The sequence below is a fragment of the Pedobacter terrestris genome, from assembly GCF_052343045.1.
GTDB lineage: Bacteria > Bacteroidota > Bacteroidia > Sphingobacteriales > Sphingobacteriaceae > Pedobacter.
Genome location: NZ_CP180264.1, coordinates 4,616,441 through 4,630,263 on the forward strand (window position 1 = coordinate 4,616,441; position 13,823 = coordinate 4,630,263).

General features: G+C 36.5%; 14 protein-coding genes and 1 tRNA gene. 11 read left to right on the forward strand and 4 right to left on the reverse strand.

From position 1 onward, the window contains the following. Nucleotides 1–6 precede the first annotated feature (6 nt). From ACJVDH_RS19795 to ACJVDH_RS19805, 3 genes are all read left to right on the forward strand, one after another. Nucleotides 7–444 carry an EVE domain-containing protein gene (locus ACJVDH_RS19795; protein WP_443945134.1) on the forward strand — a complete coding sequence of 146 codons (438 nt, stop codon included), beginning with the start codon at nucleotides 7–9 and terminating at the stop codon, nucleotides 442–444. Continuing rightward, entirely contained in the window at nucleotides 437–898 is a 462-nt protein-coding gene (locus ACJVDH_RS19800; RefSeq protein WP_443945135.1) for a MarR family winged helix-turn-helix transcriptional regulator, read from the forward strand. The genes ACJVDH_RS19795 and ACJVDH_RS19800 overlap by 8 nt, the downstream gene beginning before the upstream one ends. Before the next feature lie 111 nt (nucleotides 899–1,009). Beyond that, on the forward strand, nucleotides 1,010–1,852 hold the full coding sequence (locus ACJVDH_RS19805) for an alpha/beta fold hydrolase (protein WP_443945136.1): 843 nt from the start codon (nucleotides 1,010–1,012) through the stop codon (nucleotides 1,850–1,852). Nucleotides 1,853–1,958: 106 nt separating this feature from the next. Here the strand turns inward: ACJVDH_RS19805 and ACJVDH_RS19810 are convergent, their stop codons facing one another. Together ACJVDH_RS19810 and ACJVDH_RS19815 are read right to left on the reverse strand one after the other, a co-directional pair. Further along, the gene (locus ACJVDH_RS19810) at nucleotides 1,959–2,804 is read right to left on the reverse strand and encodes a hypothetical protein (RefSeq protein ID WP_443945137.1); all 846 of its coding nucleotides are present in this window, start codon (nucleotides 2,802–2,804) and stop codon (nucleotides 1,959–1,961) included. A gap of 429 nt (nucleotides 2,805–3,233) precedes the next feature. Continuing rightward, a complete protein-coding gene (locus tag ACJVDH_RS19815) occupies nucleotides 3,234–3,617 on the reverse strand; it encodes a winged helix-turn-helix transcriptional regulator (RefSeq protein WP_443945138.1) in 384 nt (127 codons plus the stop codon). 152 nt (nucleotides 3,618–3,769) lie between these two features. Here ACJVDH_RS19815 and ACJVDH_RS19820 point away from each other — a divergent pair, with 152 nt between their 5' ends. Together ACJVDH_RS19820 and ACJVDH_RS19825 are read left to right on the forward strand one after the other, a co-directional pair. Further along, nucleotides 3,770–4,372, forward strand: coding sequence for a nitroreductase family protein (locus ACJVDH_RS19820; protein WP_443945139.1), 603 nt, complete (start codon nucleotides 3,770–3,772; stop codon nucleotides 4,370–4,372). Nucleotides 4,373–4,527: 155 nt separating this feature from the next. Beyond that, complete coding sequence (locus ACJVDH_RS19825) at nucleotides 4,528–4,983, forward strand: hypothetical protein (RefSeq protein ID WP_443945140.1); 456 nt, start codon at nucleotides 4,528–4,530, stop codon at nucleotides 4,981–4,983. Between the two features lie 71 nt (nucleotides 4,984–5,054). Here ACJVDH_RS19825 and ACJVDH_RS19830 read toward each other — a convergent pair whose 3' ends face one another. Continuing rightward, nucleotides 5,055–5,666, reverse strand: coding sequence for a GIN domain-containing protein (locus ACJVDH_RS19830; protein WP_443945141.1), 612 nt, complete (start codon nucleotides 5,664–5,666; stop codon nucleotides 5,055–5,057). 324 nt (nucleotides 5,667–5,990) lie between these two features. Here ACJVDH_RS19830 and ACJVDH_RS19835 point away from each other — a divergent pair. From ACJVDH_RS19835 to ACJVDH_RS19860, 6 genes are all read left to right on the forward strand, one after another. Continuing rightward, nucleotides 5,991–6,062 (forward strand) — tRNA-Arg (locus ACJVDH_RS19835). Nucleotides 6,063–6,574: 512 nt separating this feature from the next. Beyond that, nucleotides 6,575–6,730, forward strand: coding sequence for a helix-turn-helix domain-containing protein (locus ACJVDH_RS19840; protein ID WP_443947640.1), 156 nt, complete (start codon nucleotides 6,575–6,577; stop codon nucleotides 6,728–6,730). Nucleotides 6,731–6,911: 181 nt separating this feature from the next. Then, nucleotides 6,912–7,112: a hypothetical protein gene (locus ACJVDH_RS19845; protein WP_443945142.1), complete on the forward strand. Its 201-nt coding sequence runs from the start codon at nucleotides 6,912–6,914 to the stop codon at nucleotides 7,110–7,112. A gap of 122 nt (nucleotides 7,113–7,234) precedes the next feature. Beyond that, complete coding sequence (locus ACJVDH_RS19850) at nucleotides 7,235–9,595, forward strand: outer membrane beta-barrel protein (protein WP_443945143.1); 2,361 nt, start codon at nucleotides 7,235–7,237, stop codon at nucleotides 9,593–9,595. Nucleotides 9,596–9,603: 8 nt separating this feature from the next. Continuing rightward, entirely contained in the window at nucleotides 9,604–9,777 is a 174-nt protein-coding gene (locus ACJVDH_RS19855) for a hypothetical protein (protein WP_443945144.1), read from the forward strand. Nucleotides 9,778–10,885: 1,108 nt separating this feature from the next. Next, nucleotides 10,886–11,608, forward strand: coding sequence for an SDR family oxidoreductase (locus ACJVDH_RS19860; RefSeq protein ID WP_443945145.1), 723 nt, complete (start codon nucleotides 10,886–10,888; stop codon nucleotides 11,606–11,608). Between the two features lie 67 nt (nucleotides 11,609–11,675). On the opposite strand, the gene metG is transcribed toward ACJVDH_RS19860, so the two are convergent. Further along, nucleotides 11,676–13,784, reverse strand: coding sequence for a methionine--tRNA ligase (metG, locus tag ACJVDH_RS19865; RefSeq protein ID WP_443945146.1), 2,109 nt, complete (start codon nucleotides 13,782–13,784; stop codon nucleotides 11,676–11,678). Between the last annotated feature and the right edge of the window lie 39 nt (nucleotides 13,785–13,823).

Here is a 13,823-nt window from a genome sequence, read left to right on the forward strand (position 1 = left end):
ATGGTAATGAACGCCACCAAAAACAAATACTGGATTATTGTAGCCTCTAAAGATCATGTGCAGAATGCTTTGCAACAAGGCATTGCGCAAGCTTGCCACGGCAAAAAATCTCGTTTACTAAGGATGCAAAAAAACGATCTGGTTGTTTTTTACTCGGCTAAACAAACGATGGGAAAACCACAAACATGCCAGGCATTTACGGCTATAGGCAAAGTTGCCGATGATGATATTTACCACGTACAACTTTCAGATCATTTTTGTCCATCGCGTAGGGCAATTGATTTTCTGCCTGCCCGCGAAGTATCCATTTTACCCTTAATTGCCGGATTGAATTTTATAAAAAATAAAAAAAGCTGGGGATTTCCTTTCCGATATGGTTTCTTTGAAATTCAAAAAGAAGATTTTAATTTAATTGCGGAAACGATGCTGAACGATCATGAATAAAGATATTGAATTTCAATTTAAACGGCCGGAAGATAGTCCGGGTTATCTTTTGGGCCAGCTAACGCTCTTATGGCAAAGAAAACACAAACGCATTTTAGATCCGCTTGATCTAACACAAACCCAATTTGTACTTCTAGCTGCCGTAGCCTGGCTCTCTAAAACCAGCGATTCTGTAACACAAGTAGATATTGCCAACCAGGGAAATGCAGACCGAATGATGGTTTCTAAAGTCTTACGAACACTAGAAGAAAAGAAATTTCTAATCAGGATGGCGCACAAAACTGATACGCGTGCGAAGATTGTGCGTCTTACACAATCTGGAGCTGAAGTTTTGCAGAAAGCCATGCTGGCCGTAGAACTTGCCGATCAGGAATTTTTCTCTAGTCTTGAAGCAAATACACCTGCATTTAATGCCGCGATGCTGAAAATTATACAGAGCAACCCAGCCGTATAACCTAGGTTTAGGTATCAGAATTTTCGGCAATAGTTTAATTTGCCCATAAAGGGATTTTCTTGGATAAACCGGACAAAACTCATAGTTTCGGCCCTATAATTTTCAACGCTCATGAAACGCCATCTCATTCAAAACGCTGCTCTTATTCTCGCTTTCATTTGCAAATCGACCATATCTTTTAGTCAGAAGCACTTTACAGACCCTATTGAAATGGACAGTTTACGTTTTATCAAAACGCGTAAACAAATGGATGTGTTGGCTGTAGATCAATTCACTTCTGCGCATTTCTCGTATAAAAATATCTCGATGCCATATCGATTGCTTTTGCCCGAAGTTGAATCAAAAGCAATCAAATATCCGTTGGTAATCACTTTGCACAACTCTTCCAGAATTGGAACAGATAATCAAGCGCAGCTGGAAAATCTGGCGAAAATATGGTTGCGAGAAGATATTCGTAAAGATTTCCCTTGCTTTGTTTTGGCGCCACAATTTTCTGAACGCTCTTCTGTTTACCACGAAAATGAGGAGGGTTTACTTGTTTCCAATCCTTCAACAGAGGTTGCTGAACTGAGTAAACTGATTGATCTGATTGTTAAACAACATCCAAACATCGATCAAAAACGGATTTATTTGATTGGATATTCTATGGGCGGCTCTACCGTGCAAAACTTGTTGCGTTACCAAGACAAAAAAATTGCTGCGGTGGTTTGTATTGCAGCGGTTCCAGATTTTACGGCTACAGATTATCTTCAAAAATGCCCGATTTGGTTAATTCACGGCGCAATGGATACAGAAAATCCTTTCGCCGGAAGCGTTGCGCTTGACAAAAAATTTCAACAGAATCCGTACATGCGTTTTACGGAGTTTACTCATCTGAACCACAATAACATTGTAATTCCATTTTTGCTCAATAGGCAACTTCCGGAATGGTTGTTTAGCTGGAAAAAGCAATAGTAGAGAATTACAACCCGCAAACTTTATTGCAAAGATCAGTAAAATAAATTTCTAGTTTTCTTAGAAGCGCATCTTTAAATAAACAACATTTTATACCTTTAGAAAATTAATTGTTCGACAGGCGATATTCGATATTTATCGTACTGCCATAGCTGCTTACCTTATTGTATTTGAAAAATGTTTCATATTCATTCGGCATTTCAATTACAATTTGATGTTCATTTTCCCAATATGCATTTATCGGGAGTCTTTCGCCTCTGGCTGAATAAATTACCCCTGAACCGCCTCGAAGCGAAATCACAACATAAGTTAAAACACATTCGCCCGAGCCGCTGATTTCCAGCCTCAAACTGGAGAACCCATCTGGCGAGGTTTTTTCGTATATCCGCCACTTAGAAGTATATTTCTGATATTCTTCATCACTGTATTCTCGCTGCTTTGTGCCCGTAACCACAATATGTTTGCTTACGGTGATTACACCCTCATCTGCGATGAGTTTATCCCTCATAGCCTGCCATTTTGCAAGCATTTCTTTTAAGATCGCTACATTTTCCTGCTCTTCAGGAGCATCTTCATAAATAGCCAAATAGTTCTCTATATTATTGAACAGAATAACTCCCTTATAATCTGGAACAAGCATTTGTGAAACCCCTGCTTTGACTTGGTCAGTTAGCTCAATTTCATATCCTGTGTGTGTATGAATATACTTTTTAAACCGCGGAACATTTTTAAACCCCAAATGCTTAAGCAACCTGTCTAATCTGTTCTTAATTCTACCGGATCTTGATTTTTGGATGTCTATTTGGGTACGTTCAATTTCGCTCAAATAGAATTCCTTCATCGGGTTATAGTCGTCAAAAGCAATTCCGTCTATGTGGTTTTCAATTAAATAATTAAGTGTAGCGAGCAAGACAAGCTTATTTCTTTCGCGTTCTTCTTTTGAGTAAGCCAAGGGAGCGTATTTTTAAATAATTTGTTTAGGTTAACTTTCTACAAGATACATTTTCTGATCGATTACTCATTTCTCTGATCTCATCGATGGTTTATTATCGTTTAAGATTTTTATAGTTCCAGTCTAAATTCGGATCAATAAAAAAAGACTTCAGACATGAAAAATCAGTATTCATCTTCCAGAAATCCGGCGCAAAGTTTTACACCATTCAAAAACGTTGACCGCACTGTAGAAACTTTTAAATGCCTGCACTAAACGGCCAGAAACAAAATCCAATTGATGTTTGGCATATTGCAAAAAGCTGTTCAGATTCTGGATCAGCTGGAGCATCTTTCAATTCACAAATGTAATTTTGAACAATTGATTTCTGCACTTAAAATAATGCGATTGAAGAAGTACGCTGGGTAGCGAAGTTTTAAATTTTTGATATCAGGTTTCTTCCAAAACAGTACAATCCATCGCTTCATCTGGTAAAAAAAGTATATTTTGATTTTGCATGCCTGTTTCGTGGCCCCATTTTGCAATGGCCAACAATAAGGGAATTAAAGTTTGGCCAAAATGTGTCAATTCATAATCTACTTTAAGCGGTGGTTTTGTATTATGAGCCGTTCTGCTAATTAAACCATCATCTTCAAGCTCTTTCAACTGTAAACTTAAAGTCCTTTCTGTAACCATTGGGATTTCACGCCTTAATTCGCTATACCTTTTTTTCGCCATCAGATGAATCAAAATTACCGCTTTCCATTTTCCACCAATATATTTCATGGTTAGACTGGTGCTGCATGGATACTTTTTATTTTCTATACTGTACATAAGCTACTATCAATTTTGACCGTTATTGCAAAGGTAAATTGCAGAGTATACTTTTGCAACTATAAAAAGTATAGTTTGTTTTATATCTCGATTGAGCGATAAAATAAACCAATTAAACATCCATAAATTTTAATCCTTAATTTAAAAACAGTATGAGTTTTTTAGAGATTGCCAAACGCAGATATGCGACCAAAAAATACGATTCATCGCAAAAACTATCGGACGATCAGATCGAAGCACTTAAAGAAATTATTCGTTTAAGTCCGTCTTCTATAAACAGTCAGCCCTGGAAATTCACATTTGTAACCCAGCCAGAAGTAAAAGAAAAACTTGCGGCTCAATCTTACATGAATGAAAATTCTATTAATGACGTTAGTCTTCTTGTTGTATTTAGTGTGTTGGATGAGATTGAAGATCTGGAAAGCCGCAACCTTTCTATTTTGCCAGAAGCCTGGGTAAATGGTTTTTATCGTCCAATGGTGAAATCGAGAGGTGAAGCCGCAACAAAATCCTGGATGGAAAATCAGGTTTACCTTTCGCTTGGATTTTTTCTGAGTGCATGTGCCAGCATGGGCTTAGATGCAACACCAATGGAAGGCATTAACCGCCAGGCATATAAAGAAATTCTGAATCAGGACGGTTTCTCACCTCTTTTTGCCGTTACAGTAGGTTATGCTGATCTCACCGATTATATGCATCCTTCTGTTCATCCAAAAAACCGCTTCGCATTAGACGAAGTCGTTACGTCAATTTAAAACGTTTTCGCGTGTCTGTGGTTTTGTAACTGCAGACACGTTATTGGCGTCTAATTTTGCCTTCCAGATTTATAATCGGTTTTATCTGCTTAATCTCTTATCTTGGCTTAACTAAGCTACTGGTTAAAATCTGTAAACGCATCTCTGGTTAAGCAATGAAAAAATTGATCTTTAGATTTTGGAAAAATAATATTTTGATCAGTATTTTACTGTTTATTTTATACAGAGTATTTATTGCTGAATCAAACACAACAGACGACAGCTTCCTGGGTACTGTCATTTACATTATGGAAATTCTGCTCAATCTAGGCTTTTCTATTGTATACTTTATCGCAATGCTGATCTGTTCTGCTGCATTTTTTCTAAACCTGATTCCGAAAATTGTACAACGCTATTTCCTTTCCTTTCTTTCGTTTTTAGGCTTGCCGATAATTGGAGTAACCTGCATTGCAATTGTAGTTATTCGTAATTATCTAACGTTTCAGTATAGTCCTTTTATTACGCTATTTTGTTTTTCGCTAATTTATCTGTTTGTTACTGTGTTTCAATTTTTCCGGTTCCGCAGGAAAGTAGAGGTATTGCATAACAATCTTGTGCCTGAAAAACTTTAACCTCCGAAACAGAACCTTTACACATAAAAAAAGCCGCCCAAATGGGCAGCTTATTAACGTTTTGAAGTATTTTATTTGGATAAAGTCATGGCATTTTGTTCTGCGATCAGAATGGCTTCAGGTGTATATGAAGTTCCTTTAATTGCGGTAAAATCTGTAAGTTTTACATTCTTCATATTGCTGGCTATCATGGTGCTTTGTACAGCAGTACCGTTTAATTTCAACACTGCATCTTCCTTTACAACAGTATATAAACTTTCTGCAGTGGTATTGATTTTCGCTGTAGCGCTCTGACTTAAGAACAACTGAAGGTTTTTTACATCAAAATTCTTTCTAGTTACCACAACAGATTGGCCGTATGCTTCAATCCTTTCCAAATCCTTTACAGTAATGTTTAATGTTACTTGTGTAGTTTCCATTGAATTGATAAAAAGTGTTCTTCCATCTGTGGTTACAGAGGTTTTTGATGCATCGTAATTGCTATCGCCTTCTACTTTTTGAGTATCGCCTTGCGTTAAAACAACCTTTACATTTCCACTTACCCAAATTCTGTTGAATTTAGCGCGATCTAAAGTTTTTGTTTCGGTTTTAACTGGCTCTGAAGCGAATGTTGCCACGGCTGATGAAGTTAATACTACTGCTGTTACTGCTGCTGCGAATAATGTTTTTGCTAAAGTTTTCATATCTTTTATATTTTAGGTTTTTGTTATTGTTTTGATATTAAGACGCCATCAGGCCGCAAACGTTGCAGGCAAAAAGTGCGTATTATACCAGCTTCAATAAGCGCTAGACCAACACACGAAATTTCTCGACGAAAACTTGTACAACGAATAATGTTATACCGAAAATAATTACCAAATGATTGTAATGCATCTAACTTTAATGAAATATGTTGACTGAATCGAGAAAAGACGCGTGTCTTTTTATCATTGGGGATCCTTTGCAGGCAAAAAATTGACTGCGCAGGCGTAAAAACTTTTGTTATATTTGCGCTGCTCACAGAGCTTGGTCCCGTAGTTCAACGGATAGAATAGAAGTTTCCTAAACTTTAGATATGAGTTCGATTCTCGTCGGGACCACCCCTTTTGCCAGTAGTTACATATAGCTGCTGGCTTTTTTGTTTCAAGGGGCTAGAAAAGTAGCATACAAATATTGCTTTCAATACTCAATGTATCTGCTTGCATAAGGTAAAAAAGAGAAACAACTCTAAATGTCGCTCAATTAGGTGTTCATACACAATGTCTATTAATCTGTTTTCATATGATTGTCAATGTTATGTGGCGAAAACATTTTTTGTTGATTGTTAACCACATTTGCACTTGGATTTGTGTTCAATAGGCTCAATTTTAGGAATCACTAATGAAATTGAGCTTATAGACGTGTTAAGGTACTGGCTTATATAGTATTGTGCAATTCAAGAATTTGTGATCTTAGCCTACAAGGATAAACAATTTGGGAATAATTTATTGTGTTTAGTTAGTAATTTATTTGTGTTTTGAATATATTAGCATTGTCTTATCTCTCAATTACAAAAAAGGAAGTAGGTTAGTAATTAAAACTCTGAGAAAACAACAAGAATTAAACACATTATATTGCTTTTAAACATGGAATAACGGTCGAAGCTTACGCCAATATTGAAAATGGACGATTTGAAATCAATACTAGCAAGCTTTATTTAATCAGTTTAATTCTTGGCGTTAAAGCATCTAAAATAATTGAGTCTGCAGAAAATCAAGAAACCAAATAAAAATTAATATTCTCAGAAAGAGTTATTAACCCTAATTTATTCTTAGGCTTAAAGTTTGCATCGTATATCAGTTTTGTACATAAATTCGTTCTATGTCCGGCCGACATGAGGGAATGCTGAAAACCTTTCAAATAGTAAGCAAAATAACCAGCCAAATTAACTGGCGAAATCTCAAAAAACTATGTTACGCACTAAAAAAATTTTATTGTTCGTTGCCTTGGGAGCAATGTTCGCTCAGGCAGCAAGCTTGGTTACTCCTAAAACTGCCTCTGCACAAGAAGAAACATTAGCCGCCGAAAACGGCAGTTGCTATCCTGCGAAAAGTCATATTTGCGGTCTTAACGGACACAACTATAATGACAAATCTTACCAAGGCGGTTAGTCTAAATAAAGAGTCTGATAATCTTCGGACTCTTTATTTTTTAAGCGGACTAGGCCGGGCACATTATTCGTAAATTACCAACAGGTGACAATATACTCTACCCTCAGAGCTAAAATGACTAAATGAAATTCCTATACACAATATTATTCTTACTGCCATTCGCATCATTTAGCCAAACCAAATCGATAAAAATACAACTTACAGATTCAATTTCCACACGACCTATTAGCAACGCTTCAGCCGAATTGATAAGTAAGGTGACAAACAAACAGACCAACGCCATAACCAATTCCAAGGGAATTGCATTGCTAAATCCTACAGTCAATGGAAAATATCAGCTTTCCGTCAAAGCTTTGGGTTACAAGGAAGCCAAAAAATCATTTGCAATAACTAGTTTGACTAAAGATACTTTGGTTATAAATATTGCTTTAACTGAAACATCGACAAGTCTTTCAGATGTCAATATTTCTACCCAGAAAAAAATAATAAAGCGCGAAATAGATCGACTTATTTACAAAGTATCGGATGATCCTGATAGCAAATCCCTGTCACTATTTGAAGTATTGAGAAAAGTCCCATTAATATCGATAGATGGTGAAAAAAATATACGCATCAAGGGATTTGCTAACTTTAAAGTATTCATTGATAACAAACCATCCGCATTGTTTGTAAGAAACATTGCTGATGCATTAAGGAACATTCCTGCCAGTTCAATTTTAAGAATTGAGGTTATCACCTCTCCCCCCGTTAAATACGATGCAGAAGGGCTAGGAGGAATCATTAATATTGTGATGATTAAAAAGGAAAGTGACCTATACACTGCAAAATTTGGTGTAAGATATGTCACTCCTGACGGCCCATCAGGAAATGCCGCCTTCTCATACGCTAAAAAGAAATTTGGCTTTTCTGTAAATGGTGGGATTTCCCAAATTAAATCACCAGAAACAGAAAGTATCCTGATTCGCCTATCAAAAACAAATAACGATAGTTTTATTCAAAACAGTTTAAACCGCTCTAATAACAATTTCCAATACGGCCAGTTTAGTTCGAGTTATCAATTTGATTCTTTGAAACTATTAACGGTATCGGCAAGCATAAATGGTAATAATGGCAAGAATTACACAAGACAAGCTTCGAGGCTGTCAAATAACAATGCTCTCTTGGAAAGTTATGATCTAAATTATAATGATATCAATTCCTCTTTATCATTCGATGTTAACACTAACTATGAGATTAAGTTCAGAAAAAACAGCGAAAGGTTTATTACTTTCTCCTACAGCTACGCCCAAGGAAATGACAAACTGGATAATAATTCAGATCAGTTTTCCACTAATCAACCATTAAATAATACACAGTTCAATGGAGCAGGCAGAAAGGAAAACACATTTCAGATGGATTTATCATATCCAATCAAAAAAGTTCAGATAGAAGCAGGATTAAAAGCGATACTAAGAACCAATTTCAGTGATTATTGGTCTCGAACGTCAACCAACTACATCTACAATAATTTCATTTACGACCAAAATGTTTACAGCTTTTACAATTCTTATTTGTTCACAACAAAGTCCACAGACATAAAAGCAGGGTTGAGGCTTGAGAGAACAACCTCAAACATCGAAGGACTTGAGAGCAATTCCTCCCTAAAGCCATATTTTAGCTTTATTCCGGCATTATCTGTTCAACAGAAACTGTCTGAAGCTAATTCAATTACAGCAAGCTATACAAAGAGATTAGAGCGTCCAGGTATTTGGGAGCTTAATCCCTTTATCAATAATATCGATCCTCGGAATATTTCTTTCGGAAATCCTTTTCTTACCTCTTCCATGACCAATAATTTTGAACTTTATTATAACTATTCGGGTAAAGTATCACTTGATGTGGGGGCAGATTATTCATTCTCAAAAGGCAATATTGAAATTGTAAATCTATTTGATCCCATTACGAATGTATTTCAATCTACCTATCAAAATGGTAGCAGAAAAAGGAATTTTGGGGCTAATATCAGCTTAAGTTTTAAGCCTGGTAAATCGACAAGCGCAAACCTGAACGCTTCGGCTACAAACAATAAAATAGAGGGGCAGCTTAATAACAATTATTACTCAAATTCAGGTACAACTTATAATATATACAGCTCGATTTCTAAAAGATTTGATAAAAACTTTAGAATAAATATGAATGGTTCATATAATAATGGAATCATACTGCTTCAGGGTAAAACTTCCCAAATTTTTACCTACTCTGCCACCATTACAAAATCACTACTAAAAAACAACCTAAATATTACTGCATCAACAACAAACCCTTTCCGCAAGTATCGGTACCTTAATAATGAAAGATTTACAGTTGATTCTTACCAAACTATGAGGCTACAGAATTATGCCCGTCAATTCTCATTGGGAATTAATTACAAGTTCGGCAAGCAAAAAGAAGTGGTAAAGGAAAGCAGTAAGACCATCACCAATGATGACCTAAAACCTCATTAAAAATTCAAATGAAAAAACCTTGGTATAAAAAAGATTTCATCTTTTATCCACTCGTTATGGGTATGAGTGCAGGAATATATTTTCTGGTTGCCAACCTGATCAACCCTAAACCGACTACAGCCAATCTGAAACCTTTACCGACACTTTCGAAAAAACTGAAAACTGACGATAAGATACTTTAACTTCAGAATATTTCTGACACAACAAACACGCTTAAAACCTTTCTTACAAATCAGAAAGAAAAAAACATTGCAATTGTATTGATTGATGGTGGATGTTCTGTGTGTCTTCAAACATTATTTAATTGGAAGATTTTTATAGAAAAAAACCATATTGATAAAAACCGCATCGTTTTTATTGGGTATGACGCATCGGTAAAACAACTTAACTATTCGATGAAGAAAGTTGTTAAGCTCGATTCTGAAATGTATGCAGATAATTCCTATTTATTGGGCAAATTAAATATGATTGGACAAGATAGCGACCTTAAAACACTAATTAATTGATGATAGGTTTTGTTGGCGAAGGTTTTTTGTCTAGTTTTTTGACGAATAAAAGCTTTAGATTACATGTCTAAAGCACTCATTAAAAATAGGAGTAAGCTACAGTATGACAATGATCAACCTGTCGTACTGCTTTTCCAGAACATTTTTTAGAAACATATTCGGGTTATGGAAATCTTATACGCTCCGTCACTACTACTAACTTGAATCCTTAGACCGCTGCTTTCAGAATGTGGGTGAATGGCCGGAAAGTTGGCGATCTTTATATTGGTGCAGGTTGTTTTCGCTTGGTAGGGCTCAAAAAAAAATCACTGATTAGGCTTTCAGGAACTTTTGTCAAGGTGAATTGTCTATTGGAATTTGATATGATGCATATCGTTCAATCTGTTCAAGTATTGGAGTGTTTTATTTTGAGTTAATAAGTCCCGTTATTTAGCTCTGATACAGGTAAATACATAGCCTAAAGGCGTTTCGAAAATTATTTTTTTGTATAAAAATCGATTGACATACTTTATAAGGATAAATAAAAGGTAAAATAATTTGATTCGGAATAATCAATTTTGAATTGATTCACTTTGATTATGTCTTAAGGGTGAATTTTTCTCGTCGGGACCACTTTTTTAAATTTGATTAAAATAAAAGAGGGCTGAAAGCCCTTTTATCTTTAAGTACATTTTTGAGTCTGGAAATCCCTAAAAAACCAAAATCTTCATCATTAAAAAACTGTACTACTCACCATAATAAATACTTTCAATAGTCTGATCTTTGATTATCAATTTAATAGAAGATGAAACTAGCAAATAATAAAATCCTGATTACAGGTGGCGCAAGCGGAATTGGTTTAGGCCTTGCAGAGCGTTTTATACATGAAAATAATACCGTTATCATTTGTGGAAGACGCGAATCTGCTTTAATGGAAGCGGCTGAGAAACTACCGTCGGTGATCACCAAAGTATGCGATTTATCACTCGAAGCAGACCGAATAGACTTATACGAATGGATTGCTGAAAACCATAGCGACTTAAATGTACTGATCAATAACGCAGGGATTCAAAACTGGATGAATATTAGCGATACTGATTTTTACGAAAAAAGCAGCGCAGAAATCACCACCAATATTCTGGCACCTTTACATTTAACAAAATTATTCAGCAACCTAAATATGCTTGACACGATTATAAATGTGACTTCCGGGCTCGCATTTGTCCCACTTTCTTCCGTTCCCGTATATTGTGGTACAAAAGCGTTTATGCGTTCGTTTACACTTTCTCTTCGCCACAGTTTAAAAGATTCTGCGGTTGAAGTGATCGAAATGATTCCGCCAGCGTTGAACACAGATTTGGGTGGTAAAGGTATTCACAACAACTTCCCTTCGGTAAGTGAATTTGTATCTTCTGTATTCGAACAACTAAAAGATGGAAAAACAGAGCTCACTTTTGGTACCAGTGCCGATAGGGCAGAAGCCAATAACGAAACGATTACGGATTATTTCAATCGGATGAATCCATAAAAATTTCGCCGATAAAAAAAGCGCCATTTAACTTATCGTTAAATGGCGCTTTATGTAAAAGAAGAATTTATCGGATTACGCTTCCATTTTGAAAATGCTCGGTCGGTGATACAAATACCAGTTTACCTTCCGCATTTTCTGCCATTAAAATCATTCCTTGAGATACGATTCCTTTGATTTCTCTTGGTGCAAGATTAACAATCATGCTTACTTGTTTACCAATAATATCTTCCGGCTTGTAATGCTCGGCTATACCAGAAACAACTATACGCTCGTCAATTCCGGTATTTACCGTCAATTTTAAAAGCTTTTTAGTTTTTTCAACTTTTTCTGCTGCAATAATCGTCGCTACACGGATATCCATCGCTGAGAAATCATCAAACTGAATGTTCTCTTTCGCCGGAACAGCCACAGCAGCACCTGCAGCATTACTCGCTTTGCTTTGATTTAATTTCTCAATCTGGAAATCAATTTCTGCATCTTCAATTTTCTCAAATAAAAGAGTTGCCTCGCCAATTGCATGACCGCGTTTAATCAGGTTGATTTGACCTGCATCTGCCCAATCATGTCCACCGTTTTTCAGCATATGCATCAATTTTTCAGCAGTAAATGGTAAGAAAGGTTCAATCAGAATCTGAATATTGGCAGCAATTTGAAGAGAGATGTGCAAAATAGTGCGCACCCGATCTTCATCCGTCTTAATCAATTTCCAAGGTTCTGTTTCTGCAAGATATTTATTGCCCAAACGTGCTACATTCATCACTTCGGCCAAAGCCTCACGGAAGCGATAATTTTCTATTGATGCCGATATTTTTGCCGGATAAGATGCCAATTCGTCAATCACAGCCTGATCTACAGGTGTAATTTCCATACAAGTTGGTACAGAGCCGCCAAAGTATTTATGCGTCAGCACCACAACACGGTTTACAAAATTGCCCAGAATGGCAACCAGTTCATTGTTATTGCGTGCCTGAAAATCTTTCCAGGTAAAATCGTTATCTTTAGTTTCGGGAGCAGTAGCCGTTAAAACATAACGAAGAACATCTTGCTTACCTTCAAACTCGCGCAGGTATTCGTTTAACCAAACGGCCCAGTTTTTGGAAGTCGATATTTTTTGACCTTCGAGATTTAAAAATTCATTCGCCGGAACGTTATCTGCAAGCGTATATCCGCCATGCGCCATTAACATTGCCGGGAAAATGATACAATGGAAAACGATGTTGTCTTTACCAATAAAATGAACCAATTTGGTTTCGTCACTTTTCCAATATTCTTCCCAACCACATTTATCATTGTTGAAATTACTGATGTAATACTCTTCTGCCATCGGGTTCCAAACATCCAATTTTGCATAATTGCACAACTCTTTGGTTGCAGAAATATATCCGATAGGTGCATCAAACCAAACGTATAAAACTTTTCCTTCGGCATCTCTAAGCGGAACACGGATTCCCCAATCTAAATCGCGCGTCATTGCACGCGGCTGTAAACCGGCATTAAGCCAACTCTGGCATTGCCCGTAAACATTTGGACGCCATTCTTTGTGCCCTTCAATATATTCGCGCAGTTGGCCTTCATATTTATCCAAAGGTAAAAACCAGTTTTTAGTTTCTTTTAAAATGGGTTTACTTCCGGATAATGTAGACTTTGGATTGATCAGATCGGTTGCATTCAACGTTGATCCGCAGTTTTCACATTGATCGCCATAGGCATTTTCATTGCCACATTTCGGGCAGGTACCCGTTATATATCTATCGGCAAGAAACTGTTTCGCAGTTTCATCATAATACTGTTCTGTTACTTCCTCGGTAAATACGCCTTTATCATAAAGCGTGGTGAAGAAATCTGCAGCAGTTTGGTGATGGGTTTGCGAAGATGTGCGGTGGTAAATATCAAATGAGATTCCAAATTCTTTAAAAGAATCGCCAATAATTTTATGGTATTTATCTACAATTTCTTGTGGCGTTACACCTTCGCGTTTAGCTTTAAGTGTAATCGGAACGCCGTTTTCATCAGAACCGCAAACAAACTTTACGTCTCTTTTTGTCGACCTTAAATAACGGGCATAAATATCTGCAGGTACATATACGCCGGCCAAATGCCCAATATGAACAGGCCCATTGGTGTAGGGAAGGGCAGCGGTAACGGTATATCGTTTTATTTTATTATTATCCAAAACAATTTTTATTATTTTGGCAAAGATAAGTGTTTTTAT

Excerpts from the sequence above, each read along its gene's own strand:
- ACJVDH_RS19855 (WP_443945144.1), top strand. The coding sequence starts at position 9,604 with ATGAAAAAACCTTGGTATAAAAAAGATTTCATCTTTTATCCACTCGTT.
- ACJVDH_RS19825 (WP_443945140.1), top strand. The coding sequence starts at position 4,528 with ATGAAAAAATTGATCTTTAGATTTTGGAAAAATAATATTTTGATCAGT.
- ACJVDH_RS19800 (WP_443945135.1), top strand. The coding sequence starts at position 437 with ATGAATAAAGATATTGAATTTCAATTTAAACGGCCGGAAGATAGTCCG.
- ACJVDH_RS19830 (WP_443945141.1), bottom strand. The coding sequence starts at position 5,666 with ATGAAAACTTTAGCAAAAACATTATTCGCAGCAGCAGTAACAGCAGTA.
- ACJVDH_RS19815 (WP_443945138.1), bottom strand. The coding sequence starts at position 3,617 with ATGTACAGTATAGAAAATAAAAAGTATCCATGCAGCACCAGTCTAACC.
- ACJVDH_RS19795 (WP_443945134.1), top strand. The coding sequence starts at position 7 with ATGAACGCCACCAAAAACAAATACTGGATTATTGTAGCCTCTAAAGAT.
- ACJVDH_RS19805 (WP_443945136.1), top strand. The coding sequence starts at position 1,010 with ATGAAACGCCATCTCATTCAAAACGCTGCTCTTATTCTCGCTTTCATT.
- ACJVDH_RS19845 (WP_443945142.1), top strand. The coding sequence starts at position 6,912 with ATGTTACGCACTAAAAAAATTTTATTGTTCGTTGCCTTGGGAGCAATG.
- ACJVDH_RS19850 (WP_443945143.1), top strand. The coding sequence starts at position 7,235 with ATGAAATTCCTATACACAATATTATTCTTACTGCCATTCGCATCATTT.
- ACJVDH_RS19860 (WP_443945145.1), top strand. The coding sequence starts at position 10,886 with ATGAAACTAGCAAATAATAAAATCCTGATTACAGGTGGCGCAAGCGGA.
- ACJVDH_RS19820 (WP_443945139.1), top strand. The coding sequence starts at position 3,770 with ATGAGTTTTTTAGAGATTGCCAAACGCAGATATGCGACCAAAAAATAC.